Here is a 26,142-nt window from a genome sequence, read left to right on the forward strand (position 1 = left end):
CGTGCAACCTTCGTGCAACCCGACTAGCGGTACGTTCGCCATGGGCCCAGTCACCGACGACAGGGCTGTTCGGAAACGGAAGGGAAGCTCATGCCTGGAAACAAAGCCGTTGCCTACAAAGGACCCGGGAAAGTGGAGGTCATCGACATCGACTATCCCACCTTCGAGCTCAAAGATGGACCAGGGGTGAACCCGGCCAACATCGGCCGGCAGGTTCACCACGGGGTCATCCTCAAGACTGTTACAACGAATATTTGCGGCTCCGACCAGCACATGGTTCGGGGTCGCACGACTGCCCCCTCCGATCTGGTACTCGGCCACGAAATCACCGGCGAAGTGGTCGAGGTTGGCCGCGATGTGGAGTTCATCAAGAAGGGCGACATTTGTTCGGTTCCCTTCAACATTGCCTGTGGGCGGTGCAGGAACTGTAAGGAACGCAAGACGGGCATTTGCCTGAATGTGAACCCCGACCGCCCGGGTAGCGCCTACGGGTACGTGGACATGGGCGGCTGGGTGGGTGGCCAGGCCGAGTACGTGCTGGTTCCCTACGCCGACTGGAACCTGTTGAAGTTCCCTGACCGGGATCAGGCCCTGGAGAAGATCCTGGACCTGACCATGCTTTCGGATATCTTCCCCACCGGGTTCCACGGTGCCGTGACCGCTGGCGTGGGCGTCGGCTCGACTGTGTATGTGGCGGGTGCGGGCCCTGTTGGCCTTGCAGCGGCTGTGTCAGCCCAGCTGCTTGGTGCCGCAGTCGTCATCGTCGCCGATCTGAATGAGGATCGATTGGCTCAGGCCCGCAGCTTCGGGTGCGAGACGGTAGACGTGTCAAAGGGTGACCCGAAGGATCAGATCGAGCAAATCCTCGGCGTTCCGGAAGTGGACTGCGGCGTCGATGCAGTCGGATTCGAGGCACGCGGCCATGGCGCCGATGCGTCTCATGAGGCACCGGCTACTGTCCTGAACTCGCTGATGAGCGTCACCGCAGCTGGTGGCGCGCTGGGTATCCCGGGACTTTATGTCACAGGTGATCCGGGAGCGGTCGACGATGCCGCGAAGGTGGGTTCACTGTCGCTCAGTCTCGGAACAGGCTGGGCCAAGTCGTTGTCCTTCACCACGGGCCAGTGTCCGGTGATGAAGTACAACCGCGGCCTGATGATGGCCATCCTGCACGACAAGGTGCAGATCGCCAAGGCCGTCAACGCCAAAGCGATCAGCCTGACGGACGCTCCCCGCGGTTACCAGGAGTTCGACGCCGGCGCTGCCACCAAGTACGTACTGGACCCCCACGGATACGTGGCCGCCTAGCACAGCACCACCAGGACCGCGGGCGGCCGGCATCGGCGCCCGCGGCTCTTGCTGTGGGTGCGCCAGTATCGAATGGTCAGGAGAACAGCGGCTCGCCCAGGAAGGGGGAGAGGGCATCCTTCTGGTCCGCGCTCAGCCGGAGAAGGCTCCCGGTGTTTGTGTCGACGAAAGCGAGGATTGTTTCGGCCTTCACACACACCGCCTCGGTGAGGGGGTCATGAACCCGGTAGGCGAGGGTGAAACTCGCCGGGGAGAGGTCGCTCATCCACACATCGATACGCAGCGGAACATTGCGGTAGTCGAGGGTATCGACGAACCTGACCCGGTGCTCGACCACCAGGGCCTGAATGCCCGGGTTTATTGAGGAGAACACTGCCACTGGCGGCTGCTCGCCCTCCGCCCCGGTGCCGCCGGGAGGCCCGAAAGCGTGGATCCTGGCTTCCTCCAGGAGCCGCAAAACCTGTACATTGTTGATGTGCCCGTAGGCGTCCATGTCAGACCACCGCATGGGTACCCGACAGGTGAGCGTTTGGCCTACCAAACCCATCCCTTTTCCACCCCTTCGTCAAGTGCCGACACGTCTCGATTTGGCAACGATTAGAATCTGTTCTACCGTAGACGATAACCCGTTCAGGGAAACAACCCCGTCACCACCTCTTCTGAGACAGTGACGGAATATGCCCGGTGCTGCCAATCCACCCGACGTTGCTCGTCCGGCAGCCACCACAGACATGACCACTAAAACAGTCGAGGCGAGCAGCGGCGCAAAAATGTCCGGGGACGGAACTAGCGTTGGTGGCCTTTCGGAGCATCTGACCCATGAAGAACCAAAAATTCAGCACTACCGCGCGCCGCGGCGTTGCCGTCGTCGCTCTTGCAGGCCTTGGCCTCGGAGCATCAGCTGGTGTGGCTAACGCAGCCCCCGGCAGCACCTGGGATTCCCTCGCACAGTGCGAAAGCGGCGGAAACTGGGGCATCAACACCGGAAACGGTTTCTCCGGTGGACTGCAGTTCACCCCTTCGACCTGGGCCGCTTTCGGCGGACAGGGTGCTCCTCAGGACGCCAGCCGCGACCAGCAGATTGCCGTAGCAGAGAACGTTCTGCAGGGCCAGGGCTGGGGCGCATGGCCAGCATGCTCGGCCAAGCTCGGCCTGAGCGGTGGAGCCAACCCATCGGCAGAGCCAATGCAGCAGGCCCCCGTTGCACAGGCACCCGTGCAGGCCCAGGCTGAGCAGATCCAGCCTCAGGTCCAGCAGGCCCCGGTTGCACAGGCACCCGTCGCCCAGGCTCCAGTAGCCCAGGCTCCAGTAGCCCCCGCACCAGTCGTTGAGGCCCCCGTAGCAGCCCCAGCACTCAGCGGCGACACCTACACCATCCAGTCCGGTGACACTCTCGGCACCATCGCTGACAAGCTTGGTATTGTCGGCGGCTGGCAGGCTCTGTACGAAGCCAACGCTGACACGGTCATCCACGCTGACCTCATCTTCACCGGTGACGTTCTGCAGCTCCCGGCCTCATAGCCTCACGCTGTAGCTAGCTGAACTACGCTACGACGACGGCGGCCGTCCGGATCATTCCGGGCGGCCGCCGTCGTTGGTGCGTTAAGGACTACTGACGTGCCTGCGGGCACCGTCCCGCGTTAGGCCAGGCCCGCTTTCTTCAGCGCATCAGCCATCGCCGAGTTGGCGGGCGGCGCAGGAGTGCGGGTGGCGGGTGGCTTGAGCGGCCGCTGCTTCGTCGTTCCCCTGTTAGCGCCCGGCGCCTCCGGGCGACTGTTTCTGGGCTCCCCGGCAGGTTCGTCGTCGAGCCGCAGAGTCAATGAGATTCGTTTGCGTTCGGGGTCCGCTTCAAGGACCTTTACCCGAACCACCTGCCCGGATCTCACCACCTTATGTGGGTCGCTGACGAACTGGTTCGACATGGCCGAAATGTGGACCAGTCCGTCCTGGTGGACGCCAACGTCAACGAACGCACCGAAGGCGGCAACGTTGGTGACTACGCCGTCGAGTGTCATCCCCGGTACCAGGTCGGAGATCTTCTCCACCCCCTCCGTAAAGGAAGCTGTCATAAACTCAGGGCGGGGGTCACGTCCAGGCTTCTCCAGTTCCGCGACGATGTCCTTGATGGTTGGGAGCCCGAAGGTGTCGTCGACGAAGGCCGTCAGGTCCACCTCGCGGAGCGACGTGCCGCCCGCAGCCAGGATCCGCCGGGCCACACCGTAGGCTTCCGGGTGGACGCTCGACGCGTCGAGGGGTTCGGTGCCGCCCGATACCCGCAGGAAGCCGGCGCACTGCTCGAACGCTTTGGCGCCGAGACGTGGCACTTTCAGCAGGTCGGCCCGTCGGGCGAAGCGGCCATGGGCGTTGCGGTGGGCCACGATGTTCTCGCTGAGCAGCGGACCGACGCCAGCCACCCGGCTCAGAAGCGACGGTGATGCAGTGTTCACGTCCACTCCGACGGCGTTGACGCAGTCCTCGATCACCGCGTTCAGGGACCGTTCCAGGTTGGCGGCCGTCACATCGTGTTGGTACTGGCCCACCCCGATTGATTTGGGGTCAATCTTGACCAGTTCGGCCAGCGGATCCTGCAGCCGCCGGGCGATCGACACCGCACCGCGCAGGGATACATCGAGGTCCGGCAATTCGGCGGACGCAAGCGCCGACGCCGAGTACACGGAGGCGCCCGCTTCAGAGACCACCAGCTTCTCCAGTTTCCGCTCCGGCAGCGCCTTGATCAGCTCGGCGGAGAGCTTGTCGGTTTCCCGCGATGCGGTGCCGTTACCGATGGCGATGAGTTCGACGTCGTATGTGGCCACGAGTTTCGCGAGGGCGGCGAGCGCCGCATCCCATTTCTTCAGCGGGGCATGCGGGTAGACGGTGTCGGTGGCTACCGTCTGGCCCGTGCCGTCGACCACCGCCACTTTGACGCCGGTGCGCAGCCCCGGATCGAGCCCGAGTGTGGTTCGGCCCCCGGCGGGCGCCGCGAGCAGCACGTCACGAAGGTTGGCCGCGAAGACCCGCACCGCCTCGGTCTCGGCGGCGGAAAACAGGCGGACACGTAGATCGAGCGACAGTTTCGCGAGAATCCTGCGCCAGGCCTGCTGGACCGTCTGGGTGAGCCAGGCGTCGGCGGGCCGGCCGGCGGCAGCGACCCCCAGCACAGCGGCCACCGAGTTCTCGTACCTGGCGCGCGCCCTGGCGAACTCGACGGCGTCGGCCGGGTCCGCTTCGGCAATAGCCAACTCGAGTATTCCCTCCTTTTCGCCGCGGAACAGGGCGAGGACACGGTGGGACGGCATTGTGGATGGGGCCTGGGCGAACTGGAAGTAGTCAGCAAATTTCTGTCCGTCGGCCTCCTTGCCGGCGCGGACCTTTGACCGCAGGAGGCCCTGCTTCCAGAGCCTTTCCCGGGCCGAGGTCAGCAGGTCTGCGTCCTGGCCGGCGCGTTCCACCAAGATGGAGCGCGCCCCCGCGAGCGCTTCCTCAGCATCCTGCACCTCCCCGGTGACGTACTTGGCCGCCTCGACGGCAGGATCCAGCGATGGGTTGGACACCAGCGCCTTGGCGAGGGGTTCCAGGCCCGCTTCCCGGGCCATCTGCGCCTTGGTGCGCCGTTTGGTCTTGAACGGCAGGTAGATGTCTTCCAGCCGGGATTTGGTGTCAGCCCCGGCAACCGCGGTCCGCAACTGATCGGTGAGCTTCCCCTGCGCGTCGATCGATTCAAGGATGGCCCGACGGCGGTCCTGCAGTTCGCGCAGGTAGCCAAGGCGCTCGTCGAGGGTGCGTAGTTGAGCATCGTCGAGGGAGCCGGTGGCCTCCTTGCGGTACCGGGCCACGAAGGGGACAGTCGATCCGGCGTCGATCAGGCCGACCGCGGCTTTCACCTGCCAGACGTGGACGCCCAATTCGTTGGCGAGAAGATCGAAGATGGCAGCGTCTGAGGTTAGAGGTAACACACCAGCCATTGTTGCCTACTCCGGGTGAACGGTTCCAGCCAGACGCCCTGAACCAGATCTGACCTAGGGCCGGGCTAGGCGCAGGAGTCGCTGTCGATGGTGATGGTGAGCGGGTGACGGCCAGTGAAGGACCCATCGGCGGTGGAATAGTCGACTTCCACGAAGTCGGAGGTGCCCCTGTCGGCGCCCTCGTCGAGGGACACCGAGACCACCACGTTGAGATACTCAAGCGTCGAAATGTCGTAGCCGACTGCCGGAACGGGTTCGGTGAAGAAGACATTCTTGGGAGTGTCGCTCTCGGCGGCCATTTCCCCAGCGCCGTGGGCGCCTGTGTGCTCGTCGCCGCCACCCATGACAGTCCCGTCGGCCATGCCGTGGGTGCCGTGGCCACCGCGATTGGCTGGGGTCACTTCGGCGGACTTCAAGCTGACTCCCGACGGCGCACCGAGGCTGACGTCGTCGATAGTGAACGATTCGAGAGTCTCGTTATGGATGAGCACCGTGTATTCCTGGTAGCCCAGCGCCGGTTCAACCGAGCACAACTTCGCCCCGTTGGCACCCAACTGCAACGGATCCTCCCCCAGGGAGGCGGGAACCACCCCGGCGTCGGAACCCGCAGCTACGTTCCCACCCTGGACGGCCTGCGGTGCGCTGTTGACGTTGAGCGGGTTGTCTTCCATGCCGCCGCATCCAGAGATCAGGCCGGCGGTGATCACTGAGATGCCTAGGATCGTTGCGGTTCTGCTCACCATGGTTCCTCATACTCTCAGGGGTCGTGGGTCCGGCCGCGGGTTAACTCGGCCTGTGCTTACCTGTTATTCGTATCCGGCGGGTCAAGGGTTTGGTGACCCAGCCAACATTGAGCCTGGCGGGTGGCTGCGGGACGTCACTTCGCCAGCGGGTGGCCACGGTTTGGCGCTGGGTCAACCGTACGTTGCTGGGCTACGCTGAAGCCATGACTGAGCCTGCGTTTGTGCACGAAACTGAGATAGCCACCTCCCCCATGCGCCTGTGGGAAGCCTTGACCGAGGGTGATGTGACGCGACGCTACTGGTTTGGTCGGCGGCTCGAGTCCAGTTGGGTCCAAGGCGCCCCGATCCGCTTTTACGACGGAAGTTCCGAGGCGGTCACCCACCACGGCGTCGTACTGGAGGCCAACGAGCCCACCCGCCTGTCCTACACCTTCCGGGAGGTGCCCGACGGCGAGGATGGGCTCACCGATCCGCAGGAAGACACCGCCAGCCGGGTGACGGTCGACCTTGAGGAAATCAGTGGCGGTGGTATGCGTTTCCGCCTGGTGCACGACCGGCTCGCTGACGCGCCCGACGTCGAGACCGTCAGCGCTCAGTGGTCTCCGGTCCTCACCAATCTGCAGGCCCTCCTGGAGAACGACAACGCCCAGTACCCGGCCCCCGGCAACAGCTAGGCCCCTCCGCCCGCCCGGCGACCGCATTGTCTTAACGGGCTCGCACCACTAAGAATGAACTATGACAGTAATCATGAGGTCCCTCGAAACCGCCGTTCCCGAGACCGTCATGGTGCAGTCCGATGTGAGGGACGTCTTCGCTGCCCAACCCGGCTTGAGCCGGTTAGGGACCCGTCTGGTTGGCGCGGCGTTCGATTCGTCGGGAATTCAGACCCGGTATACGGCCGTCAAGGAGATGACCCTCGACGCCTCGTCGGAAAACCCCGTGTTTTTCGACTCGGCGGAACGGCGCATCCTCTCCCCCAGCACCAAGGTCCGCAACGAGGTCTACGCGGAAGAGGGCACCAAGCTGTTCGTCGAGGCGGCAGGCAAGGCACTCGCCGCCGCCGAAGGGATTGAGCCCACGGACATCACCCACGTGATCACCGTTTCCTGCACCGGATTCTTCAACCCCGGGCCGGACTACAAGGTGGTTCGCGCACTCGGGCTGAGCCCGGCCGTGCAGCGCTACCACCTCGGATTCATGGGGTGCTACGCCGCTTTTCCTGCCCTGCGCGCCGCCAAGTCCTTCTGCGAGGCCGAGCCCGACGCCGTCGTGCTGGTTGTCGCCGCAGAGCTGTGCTCCCTGCATGTCAGGTCGTCGAATAATCCGGACACCATTGTGGGGTCATCGCTGTTCGCCGACGGGGCGGCCGCCGCGGTTATCAGTGCCAGGGAGTACACCGGCACAGCGCCGGCCCTGAGTCTCGATTTTTTCGAGACGGTTCTGACGCCGGTCGGCGAGGAGTCGATGGCGTGGAACATCGGTGATGAGGGGTTCGAGATGGTGCTCGGAACCTACGTGCCGCACATTATCGATGAGCACATTGTGGGCGCGCTGGAGCCCCTCCTGGCCCGCGACGTGACCCTCGCAGAAAAGCAGTACAAGGACATTGAGCACTGGGCGATCCACCCGGGCGGGCGCAGCATCCTGGACAAAGTGGAGGCGAAGCTGGATCTCAAGGAGGACCAACTGGTGCCCGCCCGGGAGACGCTGCGTGACTACGGCAACATGAGCAGCGCCACGGTGATGTTCGTGTTGAAGCACATTCTTGATCAGCCGTTCACGGGTCAGGATGAGCGGATCTGCTCGATGGCGTTCGGGCCCGGGCTGACAGTCGAAACGGCGTTGTTCACCAAGGTGGGGCCCTGAGTGCAGTTCCTCGCGCACCGCGGGAATCGCTTCCTCGCGCACCGCGACGTTGACGCGGTTGAGGAGATGGATAAGCCGGACTGCGATCCCGCGCTGTTGGATCGGACGTACGCGCAGTTCGGTCTGATCAACGCGACGGTCGCCGGCTGGCGGCGGACCTGGGCGGCGCAGATCCGCCCCCAGTTGTCGACGTCGCGCCTCTCCACCCTGCTCGACATCGGATCTGGCGGCGGTGACATGCCCCGGGCGTTCGCCCGGTGGGCGGCGCGGGACGGCCTGCAACTCTCCATCCTGGCCATAGATCCCGACGAACGCGCCCACGCATTCGCCACGTCCCAGGCGCCCCTGCCCGGGCTTAGCTTCCGGCGGGCGTTCAGCGCCGAGTTGGTGGCCGAGGGGCAGCGGTTCGACGTCGTCACCTCCAACCATCTGCTGCACCATCTGACGCCCGGACAGCTTGGCGGGCTTCTAGCCGATTCCGAGCGGTTGTGCAGCGGCATTGCGGTGCACAACGACATTGAGCGCAGCCGGCTGGGATATCTGCTCTTCTCCCTGGGCACCCTCCCGCTCCGTCGGTCGCTGATCCGGCGGGACGGGCTGACGTCCATCCGCCGCAGTTATACGGCGGCCGAACTCGCTGAGGTGGCGCCGCCGGGCTGGGAGGTCACCGCCCGGTTCCCGTCCCACAACCTGCTGATTCACCGCCGACCCCATGCATGACGTGATCCTGGTTGGCGGCGGGCCGGTTGGCCTATTCGCGGCAATCCTGCTGCGGCAGGCCGGACTTGATGTGCTGGTACTGGAGCAGCGGACGTCACGCAGCACCCATTCGCGGGCCATCGGTATCCATCCGCCCGCGCTGGAGGCGCTGGCCGGGGCCGGGGTCGCAGCGGACCTGGTGGCTCTCGGCGTGGCCATCCATCAGGGAGTGGCCCGCAGCGCCGGGCGGGAAGTGACCCGGTTGTCCTTCGGTGCTTTGCACTGTGATTACCCGTTTGTGCTCGCCGTACCCCAGATCCAGACCGAGCGGGTGCTGGAAACCCGGCTCGGCGCCGTCGCGCCCGGCGCTTTCCGGCGCGGGGTCACGGTCACCGACGTCCACGACGCCGGCGGGTCGATGCTGGTGACGACGTCGACGGGTGACGTGCTGCAGGCGCAACTGGTCATTGGCGCCGACGGCGGCCGGAGCACCGTCCGCACCAGCGCCGGCGTCCCTGCCTCGCTGCGCCCCTACCCGGATACGTATCTGATGGGTGACTTCGCGGACGGGTTGGCCGACCGGTCAACCGCGGTGCTGTACCTGGAGCCCGGCGGGATTGTTGAGTCCTTCCCGCTGCCTGACGGGGTACGGCGCTGGGTGGTGCGGACGCCGTCGTTGGTGTCCGCACCCACGCCCGACCGCCTGGCGGACTTGATCCGGGCCCGGACCGGCGTCGACGTGGAGATCGCCAGCAACTCGATGCTGAGCGCGTTCGATGTGCAGCGACGGCTGGCACACCGCTTCGTGACCGGCCGGACGGTGTTGATCGGCGACGCAGCCCACCAGGTCAGCCCGATCGGCGGGCAGGGCATGAATCTGGGGTGGTTGGATGCTGTTGAGCTGGTGCCGATGATCAGGGCGTCGCTGATGGAGGGACGTGACGTCGGCCGTGAGCTGGCCGCGTTCAACGTGCGCCGCCGTCGAGCCGCTGTGACGGCGGCCCGGCAGGCACATTTGAACATGGCGTTGGGCCGGCCGCTGCCACGGCCGGTATTGTCAGCACGCAACGCCGTGTTCAGCCGGGTCAATGCCGTGCCCGCCGTGCACGACGCCATTGCCCGCACCTTCACCATGCAGTAGCCCAACCGAGAAGCGAGATATGGCGGACCGGCGGCCGTTTGACCCGCCATAACCCACGGTTCGGCGAAGGGGGTGGGGGTTAGAGGTGGGTCGGGGCGAACAGGCGCAGCAGGGTTTCGACGACGACGACGTTGGGCCCCTCCGCTGCGAAGCTCGACTCCAGCGCCTGCCGCACATCGCCCGGCGCCACCTTGACCGCCGGTACACCAAACGCCTCGGCGAGCTTCACGAAGTCGGGCCGGGTCAGCTCGGTGGCGGTGGCCTTCCCGAACGCACCCTCCATGTATTCGCGCAGGATCCCGTAGCCGCCGTCGTCGACGATCAGCCAGGTGACCGGCAGGTTGTGCTGCTTCGCGGTGGCCAGTTCGGCAATGGAGTACATCGACGAGCCGTCGCCGGAAACCGCAAGCACCCGCTCCCCCAGCCCGACGGCGCCGCCAATGGCGCCGGGGAATCCGTAGCCGAGGCCACCGGCACCCTGCGCGGAATGGAACTGGCCGTCCTTGGCGTCCCAGCAGCTCCACGCCCAGTACGCGGCGATCGTCATATCCCAGAAGGTTTGCAACCCGGCCGGCGCTGCCGCGCGGATGTCCGCCATGAACGTGCGCTCCATGGCCAGGTCCTGCGAATCCAGGCGGCCCTGCACCTTGGCGAGGGTCTCGGCAACCAGGGCGACGGCGTCGTACCCGTCGGCGCGGTCACGGTCGAGCGTCGGCAGCGCCTCGTCGAGCGCTGCGAGCGCCTGGCCGGCGTCGGCGCGGATGCCCAGGGCCGGCCGGTTGGACTCCAGGACGCGGGGTTCGGCGTCGATCTGGATGATGCGCCCACGGGGTTCCAGGGTGAAGTAGTTGCTGGTCACCTCGCCGAGGGACGATCCGACCACCAGAACCACGTCGGCGTCCTCGAGGACCTCAGTGACGTAGCGGTCCTCCACCCAGGCCTGCAAGGACAGCTCGTGGTTCCAGGGGAAGGCCCCGTTGCCGCCCGGCGAGCACAGCACGGGTGCGCCGAGCTTCTCGGCGATGGACAGCAACCACGACTCGGCGTGACCGCGACGGGTTCCGCCGCCGGCAACGATGGCGGGCCGCTTGGATTCGGTCAACCACTTCACTGCCTCGCGAACCAGCTCCACCCTGGGCGGGTTGTCGAACGGCTCGGCGAGCGCGTCCTCCACCTGCGGCACCATCACGGGGTCCAGCAGCACATTCTGCGGCACCTCGATCCAGACCGGCCCCTGTGGGGAGGACACGGCCTCGGTCCACGCGTCCTGGATCGCTGATGGAATGCCGGAGGCGTGCTGGATGAGTCGTTGACTCTTGGTGACGTTGGCCGCCGACGCCTTCTGATCATCAAGCTGGTGCAGCATGCCTTTGCGGCGCGCACCCAGACCCTCCAGCGGAATCTGGCTGGCAATCACCACCATCGGCACTCCGGTGGCGTAGGCCTCCTGCAGCCCGGCGAGCGCCGTCAACGCACCGGGCCCGGTGGAGAGGAACAGCACCCCCACCTGCCCCGTGGCACGGGAAAACCCGTCAGCAGCGAACGCCGAGTTGTTCTCCACCCGGGAGGACACGAAACGCAGGTCCGAGCGCGACAGGGCATCGAAAAGCCCCAACGCGTGCTGACCGGGAATCCCGAAAACTGTCGTGGCCCCGAGGGCGCTGAGGGTCTCGACGACGAGGTCCCCACCATTACGCTCGCCGCTCAGCGGCTGTGGGGGTGCCGTTGCGACGCTGTCACTGGTAACCATTTAGCGTTCCTCTGCCTGGATGCTGGTAGTTGCCTGATCGGCCATCAGGCTCACCAGGTCGTACGCGACGTGCGATGCGGCGACGCCGGTGATCTCCGCGTGGTCATAGGCGGGCGCCACCTCGACGACGTCGGCGCCGATCAGGTTCATGCCGCGCATCCCGCGGAGAATCTCCAGGAGTTCCCGGCTGGTGATGCCGCCGGCTTCAGGGGTTCCCGTGCCGGGGGCGTGGGCCGGGTCAAGCACATCGATGTCGATGGAGATGTAGAGCGGGCGGTTGCCGATCCTGTCCCGCAGCTTCGCAACCACTTCGTCGACACCCTGCCGGAACACGTCCGAGGAGGTGACAATGCCGAACCCAAACCGGCGGTCGTCCTCAAGATCCTTCACCCCGTACAGCGGCCCGCGGGTGCCTACATGCGAGATGGCCTCGGTGTCGAGGATGCCCTCTTCGACCGCGCGGCGGAAGGGGGTGCCGTGGGTGTATTCAGCGCCGAAATAGGTGTCCCAGGTGTCCAGGTGCGCATCGAAGTGCAGCATGGCCACGGGTGCCCCGGCACGTTCCGACGCAGCACGCAGGAGGGGCAGGGCGATGGTGTGGTCCCCTCCGAGCGTGACGAGCTTGGCGCCGTCGGCCGTCAGATCCAGCGCATTCTGCTGGATGGTTTCAATCGCCTCGTTGATATTGAAGGGATTGACCGCCATGTCACCGGCGTCGGCCACCTGCACCCGCTCGAACGGGGAGATGTCCAAGGCCGGGTTGTAGGGGCGGAGCAGACGGGAGGACTCGCGGACGTGGTTCGCACCGAACCGGGCGCCGGGACGGTAGGACACCCCCGAGTCGAAAGGCACGCCGACGACGGCAATGTCCGCGCGGTCCACCTCGTCCAGCCGCGGCAGCCGGGCAAAGGTCGCGGCGCCAGCGTAGCGGGGAATCCGTGAGGAGTCGATCGGGCCAACGTTTCCATTGGCCATGACACGCGGCTGTTCCATGGGTACCTCCGGGTTGGGGCAGTGGCTGCCCGCACTGGTCGTTCAAGAGTCAGGACTCGGTCGGGAGTCACGAAACAGAAGTTGCCATATAAGCATCAACTGTTTTTTATAAGGCTAATTGTGATGTCCGTCTCGGTCAACACCGGTGGCGGACCATCCGCCACAACTGCCCCGTAAAGGATCCATAAAAACCGCCCCCTCGGCCACCTGTCCGGGCCTACAGTCAGGACGTGAGTACAACTTTACGCAGCATCAAAGCCTCCCGTCGGGCCCGCCGGCTGGGCCACTGGCTGCTCGACGACGAGAACCAGCGGAAACCCAAACGGTCCAGTAGCACCGCCACCCATTCATGGTGGAAGGTCATGTGTCTGACCGGCGTCGACTACTTCTCCACCCTGGGATACCAGCCGGCCATCGCCGCTGTCGCCGCCGGCGTGCTCTCCCCCATCGCGACCATCGTCCTGGTGCTGGTCACCCTCCTCGGCGCCCTCCCGGTCTACAAGCGGGTAGCCGAGGAAAGCCCCAACGGCGAGGGATCCATCGCGATGCTCGAGCGCCTGCTTCCCCGCTGGAGTGGAAAGATGCTGGTCCTGGTCCTCCTGGGCTTCGCTGCCACCAGCTTCCTGATCACCATGACCCTCTCCGCCGCTGATGCCAGCGCCCACCTGATCGAGAACCCGTTTGCGCCCGGCTGGATGCACGGCCAGGAGGTCATCATCACCCTCGTCTTCCTGGGCCTCCTGTCGGTGGTGTTCCTGCGAGGGTTCCGCGAGGCGGTGGGTATCGCCGTCGCGCTGGTCGCCGTGTTCCTGGCGCTGAACCTGGTGGTGATTGTGGTTTCTCTGGCCCAGGTGGCCCTTGAGCCACCTCTGGTCGAGGACTGGTGGACGGCCCTGAACACCCAGCATGGCAACCCCATGATGATGGTGGTGGTGGCGCTGCTCATCTTCCCCCGCCTGGCGTTAGGCCTGTCCGGGTTCGAGACCGGCGTCGTCGTCATGCCCTTGATCAAGGGGCACCCGGGCGACGAACACGACGACCTCGCCGGCCGCATCGCCGGCGCAAAGAAGCTGCTCACCTCCGCGGCGCTGATCATGAGCGGGTTCCTCATCACCTCAAGCATCGCGACCACCATCCTGATTCCAGCCGAGCAATTCCAGGAGGGGGGCGAAGCCAATGGCCGTGCGCTGGCCTATCTGGCGCACCTCTACCTGGGCGATGGTTTTGGGACTGCCTATGACATCAGCACCATCGCCATCCTCTGGTTCGCCGGCGCCTCGGCCATGACCGGGCTCCTCAACCTGGTCCCCCGCTACCTCCCGCGCTACGGGATGGCCCCCAACTGGTCCCGCGCCGTCCGCCCCCTGGTCATCGTCTTCACCGCCGTCGCCTTCCTGGTCACCATCGCCTTCAAGGCCGATGTCGAAGCCCAGGGCGGCGCGTATGCCACGGGCGTGCTGGTGCTCATCACCTCGGCATCGGTGGCGGTCACCCTCTCCGCGCGGCGTCGCAACCAAACCCTGGCCGCCCTGGGCTTCGGCCTCGTCACCGCGGTCCTGTCGCTGACCACCATTATTAACATGGTGGAGCGGCCCGACGGCGTCCGGATCGCCGGCCTGTTCATCCTGGGCATCGTGGTGGTCTCGCTTGCGTCGCGTTTTAGCCGCGCGTTTGAACTGCGCGCCACCGGGATCCGGCTCGACGACGAAGCGCTCCGGTTCGTCGCCTCAACCGACGACGGCGAAATCCTCCTGATAGCGCACGAGCCGCAACGTCTCACGGCGAATGCCTACCGCCGCAAACTCGAACACGCGTGCACGGTCAGCCATCTGACCCCAGCCGACAACCCGCTGTTCATTGAGGTGATTGTTGACGACTCGTCGGAGTTCGAGACTGCCCTGCAGGTGCACGGCGTGACCCGGCATGGCTATCGGATTCTCGAGGTCCACAGTTCCAACGTACCCGCCACCATCGCCGCGGTGATGCTGCATATTCGTGACATCACCGGGCTCATGCCCCACGTCTATTTCCGCTGGACCGAGGGGCACCCGCTGACCAACCTGTTCAAGTTCCTCATCACGGGTGAGGGTGAGATTGCCCCGGTGACGCGGGAGGTCCTGCGGGAAGCGGAGCCCGACGTGACCCGCAGGCCCTGGGTCCACGTCGGGTGACGGTGGACCCCTCGTAGGAAGCGGCGGGTTAGCCGCCCGATGCGGCCGGGACCAGGGTCCAGAGCACGATGGCCTGTTCATCGGTCGGGTTGATCCAGGTGTGCGGCTCCCGGCCGGGGAAGGTCACGGTATCCCCGGCCTCCAGCTCATAGCGGTCATTGGAGAAGATCAACACAAACTTGCCGGCCACCACATGGAGGGTCTCCACTTCGCAGTCCACCGAGTAGAGCTCGGACTCGCCGCGCCCGTTGGGTTCGATGACGGCGCGAATCATCTGCAGTCGGCGCTCCGAGCGGGCCGTCATGAGGCGCTCGTTGATTCCCTCGCCGCCAAGGCTGATGCGCGGGGCCTCGCCCAACCGGGTGAGGTGGGTCTCCGGCACCAGAAACAGATCACCGATCGACACCGACAGGACCTGGCACAGCGTGACCAGGGAGGCCACGGATGGCGAGGTCAGATCCCTCTCCACCCGGCTCAGAAAGCCCTTGGTGAGGGAGGTAGCGGCGGCTACCTGTTCGATGGTCATCCGCTGGGATTGCCGGGCGGCACGGATGCGTGATCCGATGGCTACCGGGGCGTTACTGGGTTCTACAGGCAGGGCCTTCACTGGCGTCCCATCTCTCTGCCCGGGGCACTCCCCCGGGCGGACATCGACTTTGAGCATACCGAGGATTCCCCGGCAGACCTCCCGGACGGCTACTTGACGTGTTAGGAAAATCACAACTAGCCTATAGCGAAACATAAGTTTTCTATAGGTTACTTTCTTCCTACCATCCACTCATTCAGGAGCACCATGGAATTCATCAACATAGCGATTGTGGTGATCTACCTCGTGGGCATGCTGGCCTTCGGCTGGTGGGGCAAATCCCGCACCAAGAACACCAGCGACTATCTGGTGGCGGGTAGGCGCCTCGGACCACTCCTCTATACCGGCACCATGGCGGCAGTCGTCCTCGGTGGGGCTTCAACAGTCGGCGGTGTCGGCCTCGGGTACACCTACGGCATCTCCGGCATGTGGCTGGTGGTCGCCATCGGCGTCGGCGTGCTGCTGCTCAGCCTGCTGTTTGCGCCCACCCTGCAGAAGCTGAAGATCTACACGGTGTCCCAGATGCTGACCCTGCGCTACGGCGCCGAGGCCACCAAGGCCTCCGGCATTGTCATGCTGGCCTATACCCTGATGCTTTGCGCCACTTCGACCGGTGCCTACGCCACCATCTTCGTGGTGCTGTTTGGCTGGGATCGGGCGGCGTCCATCGCCGTCGGCGGCGCAATTGTCCTGATCTACTCGACCATTGGCGGCATGTGGTCCATTACCCTCGCCGACATGGCGCAATTCATCATCAAGACCGTCGGCGTGTTTGCGCTGATGCTCCCGTTCGCTCTCATCAACGCCGGCGGTTTCGACGGCATCTCCGAGCGTGCGGGTGACGAGTTCTTCAGCATCACCGGCATCGGCCTCCAGAGCATCATCACCTACTTCGTGGTCTACACCCTGGGCCTGCTCATCGGCCAGGACATCTGGCAGCGCGTGTTCACCGCCAAGACCCCCACGGTCGCCCGCTGGGGCGGCGTGACAGCCGGCGTGTACTGCATCCTCTACGGTGTGGCGGGTGCGGTCATCGGCATGTCCGCCAGCGTCATCCTGCCCAACATTGAGTCCCAGGACGACGTCTACGCGGATATTGCCATCAACGTTCTGCCCATTGGTATTGGCGGGCTGGTCCTTGCCGCCGCCGTGGCCGCCATGATGTCCACCGCCTCCGGATCGCTGATCGCTGCCGCCACCGTGGCGCGGGCCGACGTCGTTCCCTTCGTCAGCAGCTGGTTCGGCCGCGGCGGGCAGACAACTATCGATACCTCCACCGAGGGCGACGCCGAGAACCCCGAGCACGATGTGGCAGCCAACCGCCGGTGGGTGCTGGGACTGGGTCTGGTGACGATCGCGTTGGCCGTGATCGTCCAGGACGTGGTCGCGGCCCTCACCATCGCCTATGCCATCCTGGTCGGCGGTCTCCTGATCGCCATCCTGGGCGGCCTCGTTTGGAAGCGTGCCACCGGCATCGCCGCCGCAGCGTCGATGGCTGCCGGCACCGTCTTCACACTAGGCACCATGATCTACCTTGAGGTCAACGCCGAGAACCAGTACGACGGCATCTACGCCAATGAGCCGATCTACTACGGCCTCGGCGCCTCGGCCGCAGTGTTTGTGATCGTTTCGTTCCTCACCCAGCGAACTGACCCGGCCGTCATGGCCGCGTGGGAGCGCCGGGTAGCGGGCCAGGCCGACGACGACGTCGCGGTGCCGGCCACCTCAGTCAGGCACTGATCCCCGGAGACACCAAACCCCCTAGGGGGTTTGCCCCGCCCCGGGGGCCTGCCCGGTGCGGGTTAGTTACAGAAAAGGCCGGCGGCCCCTGGATCATCCAGGGGCCGCCGGCCTTTGTGCTGAGCCTCCCCGGGGGCTACGGCTTGGCTATTGAGGCGCCGATCCGCTTGCCGGGCCTGCTGCTGCGACCGCGGCCGACGGCGTCGGCCTTGGTGTCCAGTTCGGCCTGCTTGATGTCCGCGTGAGTAATCGGGCCATCCTCTTCACCGGTCCAGGACTTGATGGCGCTCCAGGTCACCGCGGCGAGAGGCACCGACAGGATGGCTCCCACGATGCCCGCCAGGATGGTGCCGGCCGTCAAGGCGACCAGGATCACCAGGGCATGCACGCTGAGCGACCGGCCCATCACCACCGGCTGCAGGAAGTTGCCCTCAATCTGGTTGACCGCGATCACGACGACGACGACGATCAGCGCCGTCGTCGGGCCGTTGGCGACGAGGGCAACCAGCGCCGCGAGAATGCCAGCTGCGGTTGCACCCACGAGCGGGATGAAAGCACCGATGAAGACGATAGCTGCCAGTGGCAGTGCCAGTGGTACGCCCAGAACGAAGAGCGCCAGACCGATGAAGAACGAGTCAACGAGCGCAACGATCGCTGTTCCACGCACATAACCGCCCAGCACCTCGAGTCCGTGCGTGCCGACACGGCGGGCTTTGACGAGGCGCTCACCTTTGAAGCCGCGGAGTGCGAAGGCAAAAATCTTGTCGCCGTCTTTCAGGAAGAAGAACAGGATGACCACCATCAGGGCCGCCCCGGTCAGGAACTCTCCGGCTGCGGTTAGCCCCGATACGGCACCCGCACCCACCGTACTGCTGGTCGCAAACTCGGTCAGCGCGGTCTGGGCTTCGGTGATCTGCTGCTCGTCGATCGGAATGGGACCATTGCGAATCAGCTCATAGAGTTCGTCGAATCCAGCGGATGCGCTTTCCACCAGTTCACTCGCCTGGCTTCGGACGGCAAACACAATACCGGTCACCAGGCCACCCAGCACACCTAGCAGGAGCAGAAACGAGAACGCTGTAGCGAGCGAGCTTGGCCATCCCTTCCGTCGCAGCCAGTTCACCAGCGGGCCAATTGCCGCGGCGAGGATAAGAGCAATGAGCAGGGGAATGACCACCAGACGCACCTGGATTAAACCAAAAATTACCACTACGGCAAGGACCAGGATCAGCAGAACCTGCGCGGCGCGGGTGCTGCTACGCCCCAGCGAGTCCTTCCAGGGGCTCCCCATCTGCTGGGGGGTGTCGACGCCGGCTGCTTCCTCGCGGCGATCGTCCCCGCGAGGCGCCTCCTTGGTGCGCCTGAAAATGTTTAACACGGTCCGTGTCTCCTTGCTCCCTGTAATGGCGCAGCTCAGCTGTCGCCGGCAATCAATTGGTCTCGAACCTGGCGCCGCAGCACCTTGCCGATGAGTGACCTCGGCAGTTCGTCTACCTCAACAATACGGCGCGGTATTTTGTAGGCAGCCAGCGTGCCCCGGCAGTACGCCTTCAGGGCGTCCCCGCTGAACGGGTGTCCGTCACGGACGACGACGGCGGCGACCACCTCTTCGCCTCCGCCGGCCAGCGGCATGCCGACCACCGCGACGTCGGCGACGCTGTCGTGGGTCATCAGTGCTTCCTCCACCTCGGTGGGGGCGACATTGAACCCGCCGGTCACAATCAGCTCTTTGATCCGGTCCACGATGGTGACGAACCAGTCGGCGTCGACCCGGACGATGTCCCCGGTCTTGAACCAGCCGTCGTTGCTGAGGACGGCGCGCGTGTCCTCGTCGTTGCGCCAGTACCCCTTGAATACCTGGGGTCCGCGGATCAGCAGTTCTCCGGCGTCGCCGTGCTCGCGGTCCTGGCTCGAATCCTCTGGATCGACTACACGGATTTCGGTATTGGGGAACGGTACCCCCACGGTTCCCGGTTTACGGCTGGGACCAATGGGATTGCCGAGGGAGATCGGCGACGTCTCGGTGAGCCCGTATCCCTCCACCAGGTAGCCGCCGGTCACCGATTCCCACAGTTCGATCGTTGCGGGCGGCAGGTTCATCGCACCGGAAATCGCGAAGCGAACAGTCTTCAGGCTGACATCGCGCTCCACAGCCCGTTTCGCAAGCCGCTCGTAGATCGGCGGGACAGCGGGGAGGAACGTGGGCGGATGAGCCTTCGCCGCATCCAGCACCAGGTCTTCATCAAACTTCGGGAACAGCACCAGCCGCGCACCGATGCTCATCGCGAAGGTCAGGCAGAGCGTAAGCCCATAGGCATGGAACATCGGCAGGACAGCGTAGATGACCTCCTTGCCGTCGTCCAGGCCCGGCACCCAGGCCCGCCCCTGAGCAGCATTGACCAACAGATTCCGGTGCGTGAGGATTGCCCCCTTCGGATGGCCGGTGGTGCCGCTGGTGTACTGCAGGGCGGCGACGTCGGTGGCCACCGGACCGGGGTGGGCGGCTGCCAGCGGTTTGTGCCCCACCAGAGAGTCCCAGGGGGTGACACTTCGGCTACCGGTCAGCTTCGCACTGGTGGTCAACGCCGCCCGGGCCGTCCGCGCTTTCCGGAGCGGGAGCCGCAACGCGGCACGTTTCGAGAAGGGCATCGCCCGGGTCAGATCGACTGTCACCAGGGCTGTCACGGGGACGTCGGCGGGGAGGTCCTGCACCCGCTGTGCTGCCTTGTCCCAGACGATCGCCAGCCGTGCCCCGTGGTCTTCGAACTGGTGCCGCAGTTCCCGGTCGGTGTAGAGGGGATTGTGTTCCACCACGATGGCGCCGAGCCGCAACACAGCATAGAAGGCCACTACGTGCTGCGGGCAGTTGGGCAGCACCAGTGCCACCCGGTCGCCCGCCACCACCCCGAGCCGGCGCAGCCCCTCGGCGGCCCGCTGGATCGCGTCGCCGAGCTCGCGGTAGGTGGTTTCGGCGCCGAAGAACTCGAGGGCAACCTTCTTGCCGTACAGCTGCGCTGATTCCTCGACGAGGGTGACGAGGGAACCATCCGGGATGGCGACTGCGGCAGGCACTCCCGGGCTGTAGTTACGCACCCAGGGGGCAACGGTCTCAAAAGTCATCAGTCTACTTCCTGTCTAAGCCTGTTGAACTCTATCCTGATTGGCGGGCCAGCCCTGACCCCGTGCACACCAGAGTACGTCTCACTCATGAAGTGGCTGGAACAGGACGCCGCATATTCCTGCGGCCCCCACCGCGATCACCACGGCCGAGGTCACAAGAACTGTTGCCACATCCGCGGTGAGGACACCGCTGCGCATCCCCTTCAGGCTGCGGCGGTAACGGATCCGTTGGCTTACATAGATCCCAAGTGCGGCCCCCAGCAACGCGGTGATGAGGAGCAGCGCAAACCACCCGTATTGAGGGACCCAGCGCACAAAGAGCACACCACAGATCACCAGCGCCAGCAGCGTGCGGGCCCAGGCCAGCGAGGTGCGTTCGGGCTGAAGCCCAGGGTCAACGGGTGGCACGCGGTTCATCGGAAGCCGTCAGGCCGGTCGGATGGCGACGACAATGACGACGACGGCGGCCACCGCCGTCGCACCCAGAGCCAGGAGCGGGGCAAGAAGCGGCAGCGGGAGGGGCGATCCGTGGCGCATCGCCCGCTCAACCGATAGCCACCTGAAACACGCCGCTCCGGCGATCACCATGGCCAGGAGCAGCAGGAGGATTGCGATGGCTTTGCGGACTACAGGGTCAAACAGGTCGGCGGCGAACGCCTCAACGGCGATCCCGCCGGCCAGCAGCGCCAGCGACGTCCTGATCCAGGCGAGGAAGGTCCGCTCATTGGCCAGGGTGAACCGGGGGTCCGGATCAGTGCCGCTGCCCAGGAGCCGCTGTGTCAGGGACACCCGGCGCGGGGATTGATCAGGAGGTACGGCCATCCCCTCATCTTAGCCAGCACCCCACCCACCCCAGCTTGGAGGGGTGGAGGGGTGGTCCCGCACCGGAACGCGCCCGGGATAGGATTGACCCTGAGAAGGGGAGTAGCTCCCGCCCAGCACCCGGCACACAAGGGAACTGGGCAGCGGCCTGTCGACACACTGGCCATCGATGACGATGGCCCGGCAGTCCACCGGTGAATGCCACCGGCGAACGAGACCTTCGGCCGCTTTAACGACGGCCGGAGCCCCGTCACGGCACTGGTCGCTATAGACCAGGAGACCCACGTGACACAACGGCAAGACAACCCCGCACCCGCCGATATCCGCCGCTGGCGGCAGTACCTCGCGGACGAACGCGCTGAGGCGGCGACCTACCGCTATCTGGCCAGCCGCCGCGAGGGTGAGGAACGCGAAATCCTGCTCGCCCTGGCCAAAGCCGAAGGCCGGCACGAGGCACACTGGCTGTCCCTCTTGGGCTCCGACGCCGGAAAGCCCGCCCGCCCTTCCCTCCGCAACCTGGTGCTCGGCTTCCTTGCCCGGCGTTTTGGCAGCGTGTTTGTGCTGGCCCTGGCCCAACGGGCTGAGAGCAGATCCCCCTACGCTTCGGATCCGACCGCGACTGACGCGATGGCCGCCGACGAGCAGATCCATGAAGAGGTCATCCGTGGCCTGGCGACCAGGGGCCGCAACAGGCTCTCCGGCAACTTCAGGGCAGCGGTCTTCGGGGCCAACGATGGACTGGTCAGCAACCTGGCCCTGGTGCTGGGCGTCGGCGCCACCGGAGTCTCCACCGGGTTCGTGCTGTTCAGCGGCATTGCCGGCCTGCTGGCCGGGGCCCTGTCCATGGGCGCCGGCGAGTACGTGTCAGTGCGGTCGCAGCGTGAGCTGCTGGCTGCGTCGCGGCCCACCCAGATCACCCTGACCGCCGCCAAGGAACTCGACATTGACGCCAACGAGCTGGTGCTGGTGTACCGGGCGCGGGGCATGTCCCGGGAAGCCGCCGAACACCGCGCCTCGGAACGGCTGGGCCTACTCGACTGCGACTGCGATCCAAGCCTTTCCCTCCAGCCGGAGACCGCTGGCGACTGGGATGAGCACGAGCACGTCGGCACCGGACTGGGGGCGGCGGCCTCCAGCTTCTGTTTCTTTGCGTCCGGCGCTGTGATCCCGATTCTGCCGTACCTGGTGGGTCTCAGCGGGCCGCCCGCCGTGATCCTGGCCTGTGTGCTGGTCGGTTTGGCACTGCTGGGGACCGGCGCCGTCGTCGGACTCCTCTCGGGCGCCTCACCACTGAAGCTGGCGCTGCGGCAGGTCGCGATCGGCCTAGGAGCAGCCGGCGCCACCTACCTGTTGGGGCTGGTGTTCGGCGTCGGGCTCCTCTGACCGCGTCCGGTCGCCCGGAGGTCAGACTTTGGTAACGTACTCATCCAGCTTCACCAGGGTCTTCTCCATGGCGACCGGGTTCTTGCGGAGGAATCCCATCGGCCGCAGGACGATGCGCCCGGTGACCGAGCGGGCATCCCACTGCTCGGTCACCAGGGTGCCGCCGTCACGAGGCTCGAGGGTGTAGCTCCAGGTGGCCTGCGTGAAGTGGCGCCAGGTGATCCGGCGCCCCTCCTCGAACTCGGTCACCTTGTTGAGAATCTTGTACTTCGCCCCGAGGCGCATGTCCATCCCGAACTTGGCGCCCTCGAACAGACGCTTCGGGCCGCCCGGCTGTTCCCCCTGGACGGTGTCGGACCCGTCAATGACGCTGTGCAGCGCCGGGGTCGCAAGGACCTCGAAGATGTCACTGGCTGGGGCGTTGATGAATCGTTCACGGGTGATCAGGTAGGGGCTCATGAGTCTATTCTGCCTTGTCACCCTGGGTGGCCAGCTCAGGGTCCGCCGCGATCGTCGTCGCAAGGGGCGTCTCCTTGACGAAGTACAGCAGCACCGCGGCGATCACTCCGAGCGGCGCCAGGTACAGGAACAAGGGCGTGAGGGCATCGTTGTAGGACTCGATCACCGCGTTCCTGGCGACGTCGGGCAGGGTGGCGACGATCTGCGGGGTCAGTGAGTTCGCACCGCCCTCCGTAGTCATACCAGCGGGAAGGCGTTCCACCAGCAGGTCGGCAACCCTGGCGGTGAAGAGGCTGCCCACGATGGCCGAGCCCAGGGTGGCACCGATCTGGCGGAAGTAGTTGTTGGAGGCGGTGGCCGTCCCCACCATGCGGTTGGGAAACGTGTTCTGGACGATCAGCACGAGGATCTGCATGCTCAGACCCAGACCGGCACCGAGCAACCCGATGTAGGTGCAGATGATCCACAGGGCGGTGGCAGGCTGGATGGTGGATAGCAGGAAGAGCGCGACGGCGACCATCAGGGCCCCGACGATCGGCATCCACTTGTAGCGGCCGGTCCGGCTGACGACGATGCCCGATCCGGTGGAGGTCAGCAAGAGTGCACCCATCATCGGGATCATCAGCAGACCCGCGTTGGTGGCGCTGGCCCCAGTGACCATCTGGAGGTAGGTGGGCATGTAGCCGATGGCGCCGAACATTGTGACACCGATCAGCAGCCCACCGGCGGTGGTGAGGTTGAAGTTGCGTTCGCGGAAGAGGTGCATCGGGAGGATCGGCTCGGCGGCGCGGCGCTCCACCATGACGAAGGCGGCACTGCTGACGAGGGTGGCAGCGATCAGGCCGAGGATGACCGAGGAGGTCCAGTCGTACTGGGTTCCGCCCCACGTTCCAACCAGCACCACGGAGGTGGTGGCGATGGCGAGCAGCATCATGCCGCCGACGTCGAGCCGTGAAGTGTTGATCTTGCGGCTCGGCAGGTGCAGGAAGAAGGCCACTACCAGGAGCGCAAGGACGCCGAGCGGCATGTTGATCCAGAACATCCAACGCCAGCCGGGGCCTTCGGTGAAGAAGCCGCCCAGCAGGGGGCCGGCCACTGACGCGAAGGCAAACACGCCGCCCATCACACCCATGTATTTGCCGCGTTCCCGGGCGGGGACGACGTCGGCAATGATGGCCTGGGACAGGATCATCAGCCCGCCGCCGCCAAGACCCTGGATGGCACGGCCGGTGATAAGCCACGCCATGTCAGGAGCGAGGCCGCCCACGACTGAACCGATCATGAAGATGCTGACCGCGATGAGCAGCAGGTTCTTGCGGCCCATCAGGTCACCGAGTTTGCCGTAGATCGGCATCACGATGGTGGCGGTGAGGATGTAGGCGGTGATCACCCAGAGCATCTGGTCGACGCCGTGGAGTTCCCCGACGATGGTGGGCAGCGCCGTGCTGAGGATCATCTGGCTGAGAGCGGCCAGCAGCATGGAGAGCATCAGCCCGATGAACAGCAGGAGCATGCCGGTGGGTTTCTCGACGACGGCAGCGGGGGTGGTTTTGGTAGTGGTACTCATTGGATTTCCGGGAGGACCTCTCTGAGGAGTGCGTTGGCGGTGGTGAGGGCCGCGAACTGGTTATCAAGGGTGGGGGCGTGTGCAGATTCCTGCATCGCGTAGCGCATGGGTGCTCCGGCGATCAGCACGATCATGCGGGAAATGTCTTCAGCCCGGTGCTGGTGAGCGACGTCGGCCCATTTGGCCGAGTCGGTGATGCCCGCGGTGACCACATCGCGGACCAGCTGCTCCACTTTCAGGAAGTAAGCGAAACGGCGCTGGCGAAGCTGGGGGAACTGCTGCACCACTTCCATCCGGAGACTCTCGCCGTCGCCGCCCTCGGTGGAGTGCACCACATAAACGAGCAGCCGGGAGACCTGCTCGAGGAGATTGGCATCGACCTTGAAGTCCGCCAGCCAGGCGTCGTCGATCGAAGGATCCTGCAGGCCGAGGATGGCGTCCTCTTTGGTGCCGAAATAATTGAAAAAAGTGCGGGCCGAAACGTTGGCTTGGGCGGCGATCGCCTCGGTGGTGACCCTGTCCGGGCCGTTCTCAAGGGTGAGCCGGGCGGCGGCCTCATGCAGCGCAGCCCAGGTCTCGGTTCGTTTTCGGTCCCGCAGGGAAAGTAGTTGACTCACCGAACTATTGTCACATTCGACAAGGTTTTACACAACTGCAAAATTGCGGCCCTGCACTTTTGGCGATGTGGGGTTAAACGCCGAACGCGCCGACCCCTGTGTGCACCACAGTTGCCGACGCGTTCACTGACGAAGCTAGGGCTTCAGGAGCACCTTGATGGCACGGCGCTCGTCCATGGCCTTGTAGGCTTCGGCTGCCTCCTCAAGGTGCATCTCGACGTCGAATACCTTGCCCGGGTTGATCTTTCCGGCGAGCACGTCCGCCAGCAGTTCCGGAATATAGGTGTGAGCCGGCGCCATACCGCCGCCCACGGTGATGTTCTTCGAGAACAACAGCCCGATGGGGAGTTCAGCCCCGCCGGTTGGAACACCGACGAATCCGAGGTTCCCGCCGGGCCGGGTGCTGGCCAGGGCCTGTTCCATCGATTCCTTGGTGCCCACGCATTCAAGCACCGAGTCGGCCAGCACTCCCCCCAACAGTTCACGGACCTTCGCCACGCCGACGTCGCCACGCTCGGCAACAATGTCGGTGGCACCGAACTCGCGGGCCAGCGCCTGCCGGTCCTCGTGCCGGGACATGGCGATGATGCGCTCGGCACCGAGGCGCTTCGCGGCAAGCACACCGCAGAGCCCGACGGCGCCGTCACCGACCACCACCACGGTGCGGCCGGGGCCGACCTGCGCACTGACCGCCGCATGGTGCCCGGTGGACATCACATCCGAGAGGGTCAGCAGGCTCGCCGTCAGTTCCTTATCCGGATGGGTGACGCCGTCGACCCGACGCAGGGTGCCGTCGGCCTGCGGTACCCGAACCGCTTCGCCCTGGGCTCCCTCAACGTAGTGGCCGAACTCGTCGTCGCCGCCCCAGGAGGTGAGGTGGTCACAGGCCACGGTCACGCCGTTGAGGCACTGGGGGCACGCGCCGCAGCTGTCCACGAACGGCGCGATGACGAAGTCGCCGACGGCCAGGTCTTTCACCTCGGGGCCGATCTCCTCGACCACGCCCACAAATTCGTGCCCGATCGCCCGGGTGCCGCGGTTCTTGCTGATCCCGCGGTACGGCCAGAGATCCGAGCCGCAAACACAAGAGGCAGTGACCTTCACGATGGCGTCGGTCGGGCGCTTGATCGTGGGATAGTTGCGGTCCTCAACCTTGATGTCGCCGGGACCGTGAATGATGGTGGCACGCATGCATACTCCTCGAACTGGTGG

Annotated in this window: 23 protein-coding genes; 9 read left to right on the forward strand and 14 right to left on the reverse strand. The window is 65.4% G+C overall.

Annotation, left to right across the window (positions count from 1 at the left end; all coding sequences use genetic code 11):
- Positions 1–90 precede the first annotated feature (90 nt).
- Positions 91–1,308, forward strand: coding sequence for a formaldehyde dehydrogenase, glutathione-independent (fdhA, locus tag IWX62_RS10040; RefSeq protein ID WP_196841266.1), 1,218 nt, complete (start codon positions 91–93; stop codon positions 1,306–1,308).
- Positions 1,309–1,384: 76 nt separating this feature from the next.
- On the opposite strand, the gene IWX62_RS10045 is transcribed toward fdhA, so the two are convergent.
- On the reverse strand, positions 1,385–1,816 hold the full coding sequence (locus IWX62_RS10045; RefSeq protein ID WP_333483347.1) for an acyl-CoA thioesterase: 432 nt from the start codon (positions 1,814–1,816) through the stop codon (positions 1,385–1,387).
- 311 nt (positions 1,817–2,127) lie between these two features.
- On the opposite strand from IWX62_RS10045, the gene IWX62_RS10050 reads away from it, so the two are divergent.
- Positions 2,128–2,829 (forward strand): transglycosylase family protein, encoded by a 702-nt coding sequence (locus tag IWX62_RS10050; RefSeq protein ID WP_196841269.1) that lies wholly within the window; start codon positions 2,128–2,130, stop codon positions 2,827–2,829.
- Positions 2,830–2,948: 119 nt separating this feature from the next.
- Here IWX62_RS10050 and IWX62_RS10055 read toward each other — a convergent pair whose 3' ends face one another.
- Together IWX62_RS10055 and IWX62_RS10060 are read right to left on the reverse strand one after the other, a co-directional pair.
- Positions 2,949–5,273: a Tex family protein gene (locus tag IWX62_RS10055; protein ID WP_196841271.1), complete on the reverse strand. Its 2,325-nt coding sequence runs from the start codon at positions 5,271–5,273 to the stop codon at positions 2,949–2,951.
- A gap of 65 nt (positions 5,274–5,338) precedes the next feature.
- Positions 5,339–6,016, reverse strand: coding sequence for a hypothetical protein (locus IWX62_RS10060; protein ID WP_196841272.1), 678 nt, complete (start codon positions 6,014–6,016; stop codon positions 5,339–5,341).
- A gap of 203 nt (positions 6,017–6,219) precedes the next feature.
- On the opposite strand from IWX62_RS10060, the gene IWX62_RS10065 reads away from it, so the two are divergent.
- The 4 genes from IWX62_RS10065 to IWX62_RS10080 all read left to right on the forward strand — a co-directional run bounded on the left by IWX62_RS10065 (position 6,220) and on the right by IWX62_RS10080 (position 9,722).
- Positions 6,220–6,690, forward strand: a complete 471-nt coding sequence (locus IWX62_RS10065; RefSeq protein ID WP_196841273.1) for an SRPBCC domain-containing protein — start codon at positions 6,220–6,222, stop codon at positions 6,688–6,690.
- Positions 6,691–6,751: 61 nt separating this feature from the next.
- Positions 6,752–7,882, forward strand: coding sequence for a type III polyketide synthase (locus IWX62_RS10070; protein WP_196841275.1), 1,131 nt, complete (start codon positions 6,752–6,754; stop codon positions 7,880–7,882).
- Entirely contained in the window at positions 7,883–8,602 is a 720-nt protein-coding gene (locus IWX62_RS10075; protein ID WP_196841276.1) for a class I SAM-dependent methyltransferase, read from the forward strand.
- Complete coding sequence (locus IWX62_RS10080; RefSeq protein ID WP_196841278.1) at positions 8,595–9,722, forward strand: FAD-dependent oxidoreductase; 1,128 nt, start codon at positions 8,595–8,597, stop codon at positions 9,720–9,722. Before IWX62_RS10075 ends, IWX62_RS10080 begins: the two co-directional genes overlap by 8 nt.
- A gap of 79 nt (positions 9,723–9,801) precedes the next feature.
- On the opposite strand, the gene IWX62_RS10085 is transcribed toward IWX62_RS10080, so the two are convergent.
- Both IWX62_RS10085 and speB read right to left on the reverse strand, forming a co-directional pair.
- Positions 9,802–11,472 (reverse strand): thiamine pyrophosphate-binding protein, encoded by a 1,671-nt coding sequence (locus IWX62_RS10085; RefSeq protein ID WP_196841280.1) that lies wholly within the window; start codon positions 11,470–11,472, stop codon positions 9,802–9,804.
- Complete coding sequence (gene speB, locus IWX62_RS10090; RefSeq protein WP_196841281.1) at positions 11,473–12,465, reverse strand: agmatinase; 993 nt, start codon at positions 12,463–12,465, stop codon at positions 11,473–11,475. It lies immediately after the preceding gene.
- Between the two features lie 362 nt (positions 12,466–12,827).
- Between speB and IWX62_RS10095 the strand changes: the two genes are divergently transcribed.
- Positions 12,828–14,636: an amino acid transporter gene (locus tag IWX62_RS10095; protein ID WP_196841352.1), complete on the forward strand. Its 1,809-nt coding sequence runs from the start codon at positions 12,828–12,830 to the stop codon at positions 14,634–14,636.
- A gap of 28 nt (positions 14,637–14,664) precedes the next feature.
- Here the strand turns inward: IWX62_RS10095 and IWX62_RS10100 are convergent, their stop codons facing one another.
- On the reverse strand, positions 14,665–15,243 hold the full coding sequence (locus IWX62_RS10100) for a cupin domain-containing protein (RefSeq protein WP_196841283.1): 579 nt from the start codon (positions 15,241–15,243) through the stop codon (positions 14,665–14,667).
- A 186-nt stretch (positions 15,244–15,429) separates the two neighbouring features.
- Here IWX62_RS10100 and IWX62_RS10105 point away from each other — a divergent pair, with 186 nt between their 5' ends.
- Positions 15,430–16,962: a sodium:solute symporter gene (locus IWX62_RS10105; protein WP_196841285.1), complete on the forward strand. Its 1,533-nt coding sequence runs from the start codon at positions 15,430–15,432 to the stop codon at positions 16,960–16,962.
- 136 nt (positions 16,963–17,098) lie between these two features.
- On the opposite strand, the gene IWX62_RS10110 is transcribed toward IWX62_RS10105, so the two are convergent.
- The 4 genes from IWX62_RS10110 to IWX62_RS10125 form a co-directional block, all read right to left on the reverse strand.
- Positions 17,099–18,340, reverse strand: coding sequence for an AI-2E family transporter (locus IWX62_RS10110; protein WP_333483348.1), 1,242 nt, complete (start codon positions 18,338–18,340; stop codon positions 17,099–17,101).
- Positions 18,341–18,375: 35 nt separating this feature from the next.
- Positions 18,376–20,082: a long-chain-fatty-acid--CoA ligase gene (locus tag IWX62_RS10115; protein ID WP_196841286.1), complete on the reverse strand. Its 1,707-nt coding sequence runs from the start codon at positions 20,080–20,082 to the stop codon at positions 18,376–18,378.
- An 81-nt stretch (positions 20,083–20,163) separates the two neighbouring features.
- A complete protein-coding gene (locus IWX62_RS10120; protein ID WP_196841288.1) occupies positions 20,164–20,499 on the reverse strand; it encodes a DUF202 domain-containing protein in 336 nt (111 codons plus the stop codon).
- A gap of 9 nt (positions 20,500–20,508) precedes the next feature.
- Complete coding sequence (locus IWX62_RS10125) at positions 20,509–20,904, reverse strand: YidH family protein (protein WP_196841289.1); 396 nt, start codon at positions 20,902–20,904, stop codon at positions 20,509–20,511.
- A 285-nt stretch (positions 20,905–21,189) separates the two neighbouring features.
- On the opposite strand from IWX62_RS10125, the gene IWX62_RS10130 reads away from it, so the two are divergent.
- Positions 21,190–22,287, forward strand: coding sequence for a VIT1/CCC1 transporter family protein (locus IWX62_RS10130; protein WP_333483349.1), 1,098 nt, complete (start codon positions 21,190–21,192; stop codon positions 22,285–22,287).
- Between the two features lie 21 nt (positions 22,288–22,308).
- Here IWX62_RS10130 and IWX62_RS10135 read toward each other — a convergent pair whose 3' ends face one another.
- The 4 genes from IWX62_RS10135 to IWX62_RS10150 form a co-directional block, all read right to left on the reverse strand.
- Positions 22,309–22,746, reverse strand: a complete 438-nt coding sequence (locus tag IWX62_RS10135; RefSeq protein ID WP_196841292.1) for an SRPBCC family protein — start codon at positions 22,744–22,746, stop codon at positions 22,309–22,311.
- Between the two features lie 4 nt (positions 22,747–22,750).
- Complete coding sequence (locus tag IWX62_RS10140; protein WP_196841294.1) at positions 22,751–24,313, reverse strand: MDR family MFS transporter; 1,563 nt, start codon at positions 24,311–24,313, stop codon at positions 22,751–22,753.
- Positions 24,310–24,930, reverse strand: a complete 621-nt coding sequence (locus IWX62_RS10145) for a TetR/AcrR family transcriptional regulator (RefSeq protein ID WP_196841295.1) — start codon at positions 24,928–24,930, stop codon at positions 24,310–24,312. The genes IWX62_RS10140 and IWX62_RS10145 overlap by 4 nt, the downstream gene beginning before the upstream one ends.
- Positions 24,931–25,065: 135 nt before the next feature.
- A complete protein-coding gene (locus IWX62_RS10150; RefSeq protein WP_196841299.1) occupies positions 25,066–26,121 on the reverse strand; it encodes a zinc-dependent alcohol dehydrogenase family protein in 1,056 nt (351 codons plus the stop codon).
- Between the last annotated feature and the right edge of the window lie 21 nt (positions 26,122–26,142).

Source organism: Arthrobacter sp. CAN_A1, assembly GCF_015751665.1.
In the GTDB taxonomy this organism is placed as follows: Bacteria; Actinomycetota; Actinomycetes; order Actinomycetales; family Micrococcaceae; genus Arthrobacter_D.

Bases quoted from the DNA above. Each gene is read 5' to 3' on its own strand.
- fdhA (WP_196841266.1), top strand. From the start codon at position 91: ATGCCTGGAAACAAAGCCGTTGCCTACAAAGGACCCGGGAAAGTGGAG.
- IWX62_RS10045 (WP_333483347.1), bottom strand. From the start codon at position 1,816: ATGCGGTGGTCTGACATGGACGCCTACGGGCACATCAACAATGTACAG.
- IWX62_RS10050 (WP_196841269.1), top strand. From the start codon at position 2,128: ATGAAGAACCAAAAATTCAGCACTACCGCGCGCCGCGGCGTTGCCGTC.
- IWX62_RS10055 (WP_196841271.1), bottom strand. From the start codon at position 5,273: ATGGCTGGTGTGTTACCTCTAACCTCAGACGCTGCCATCTTCGATCTT.
- IWX62_RS10060 (WP_196841272.1), bottom strand. From the start codon at position 6,016: ATGGTGAGCAGAACCGCAACGATCCTAGGCATCTCAGTGATCACCGCC.
- IWX62_RS10065 (WP_196841273.1), top strand. From the start codon at position 6,220: ATGACTGAGCCTGCGTTTGTGCACGAAACTGAGATAGCCACCTCCCCC.
- IWX62_RS10070 (WP_196841275.1), top strand. From the start codon at position 6,752: ATGACAGTAATCATGAGGTCCCTCGAAACCGCCGTTCCCGAGACCGTC.
- IWX62_RS10080 (WP_196841278.1), top strand. From the start codon at position 8,595: ATGCATGACGTGATCCTGGTTGGCGGCGGGCCGGTTGGCCTATTCGCG.
- IWX62_RS10085 (WP_196841280.1), bottom strand. From the start codon at position 11,472: ATGGTTACCAGTGACAGCGTCGCAACGGCACCCCCACAGCCGCTGAGC.
- speB (WP_196841281.1), bottom strand. From the start codon at position 12,465: ATGGAACAGCCGCGTGTCATGGCCAATGGAAACGTTGGCCCGATCGAC.
- IWX62_RS10095 (WP_196841352.1), top strand. From the start codon at position 12,828: ATGTGTCTGACCGGCGTCGACTACTTCTCCACCCTGGGATACCAGCCG.
- IWX62_RS10105 (WP_196841285.1), top strand. From the start codon at position 15,430: ATGGAATTCATCAACATAGCGATTGTGGTGATCTACCTCGTGGGCATG.
- IWX62_RS10115 (WP_196841286.1), bottom strand. From the start codon at position 20,082: ATGACTTTTGAGACCGTTGCCCCCTGGGTGCGTAACTACAGCCCGGGA.
- IWX62_RS10120 (WP_196841288.1), bottom strand. From the start codon at position 20,499: ATGAACCGCGTGCCACCCGTTGACCCTGGGCTTCAGCCCGAACGCACC.
- IWX62_RS10125 (WP_196841289.1), bottom strand. From the start codon at position 20,904: ATGGCCGTACCTCCTGATCAATCCCCGCGCCGGGTGTCCCTGACACAG.
- IWX62_RS10135 (WP_196841292.1), bottom strand. From the start codon at position 22,746: ATGAGCCCCTACCTGATCACCCGTGAACGATTCATCAACGCCCCAGCC.
- IWX62_RS10140 (WP_196841294.1), bottom strand. From the start codon at position 24,313: ATGAGTACCACTACCAAAACCACCCCCGCTGCCGTCGTCGAGAAACCC.
- IWX62_RS10150 (WP_196841299.1), bottom strand. From the start codon at position 26,121: ATGCGTGCCACCATCATTCACGGTCCCGGCGACATCAAGGTTGAGGAC.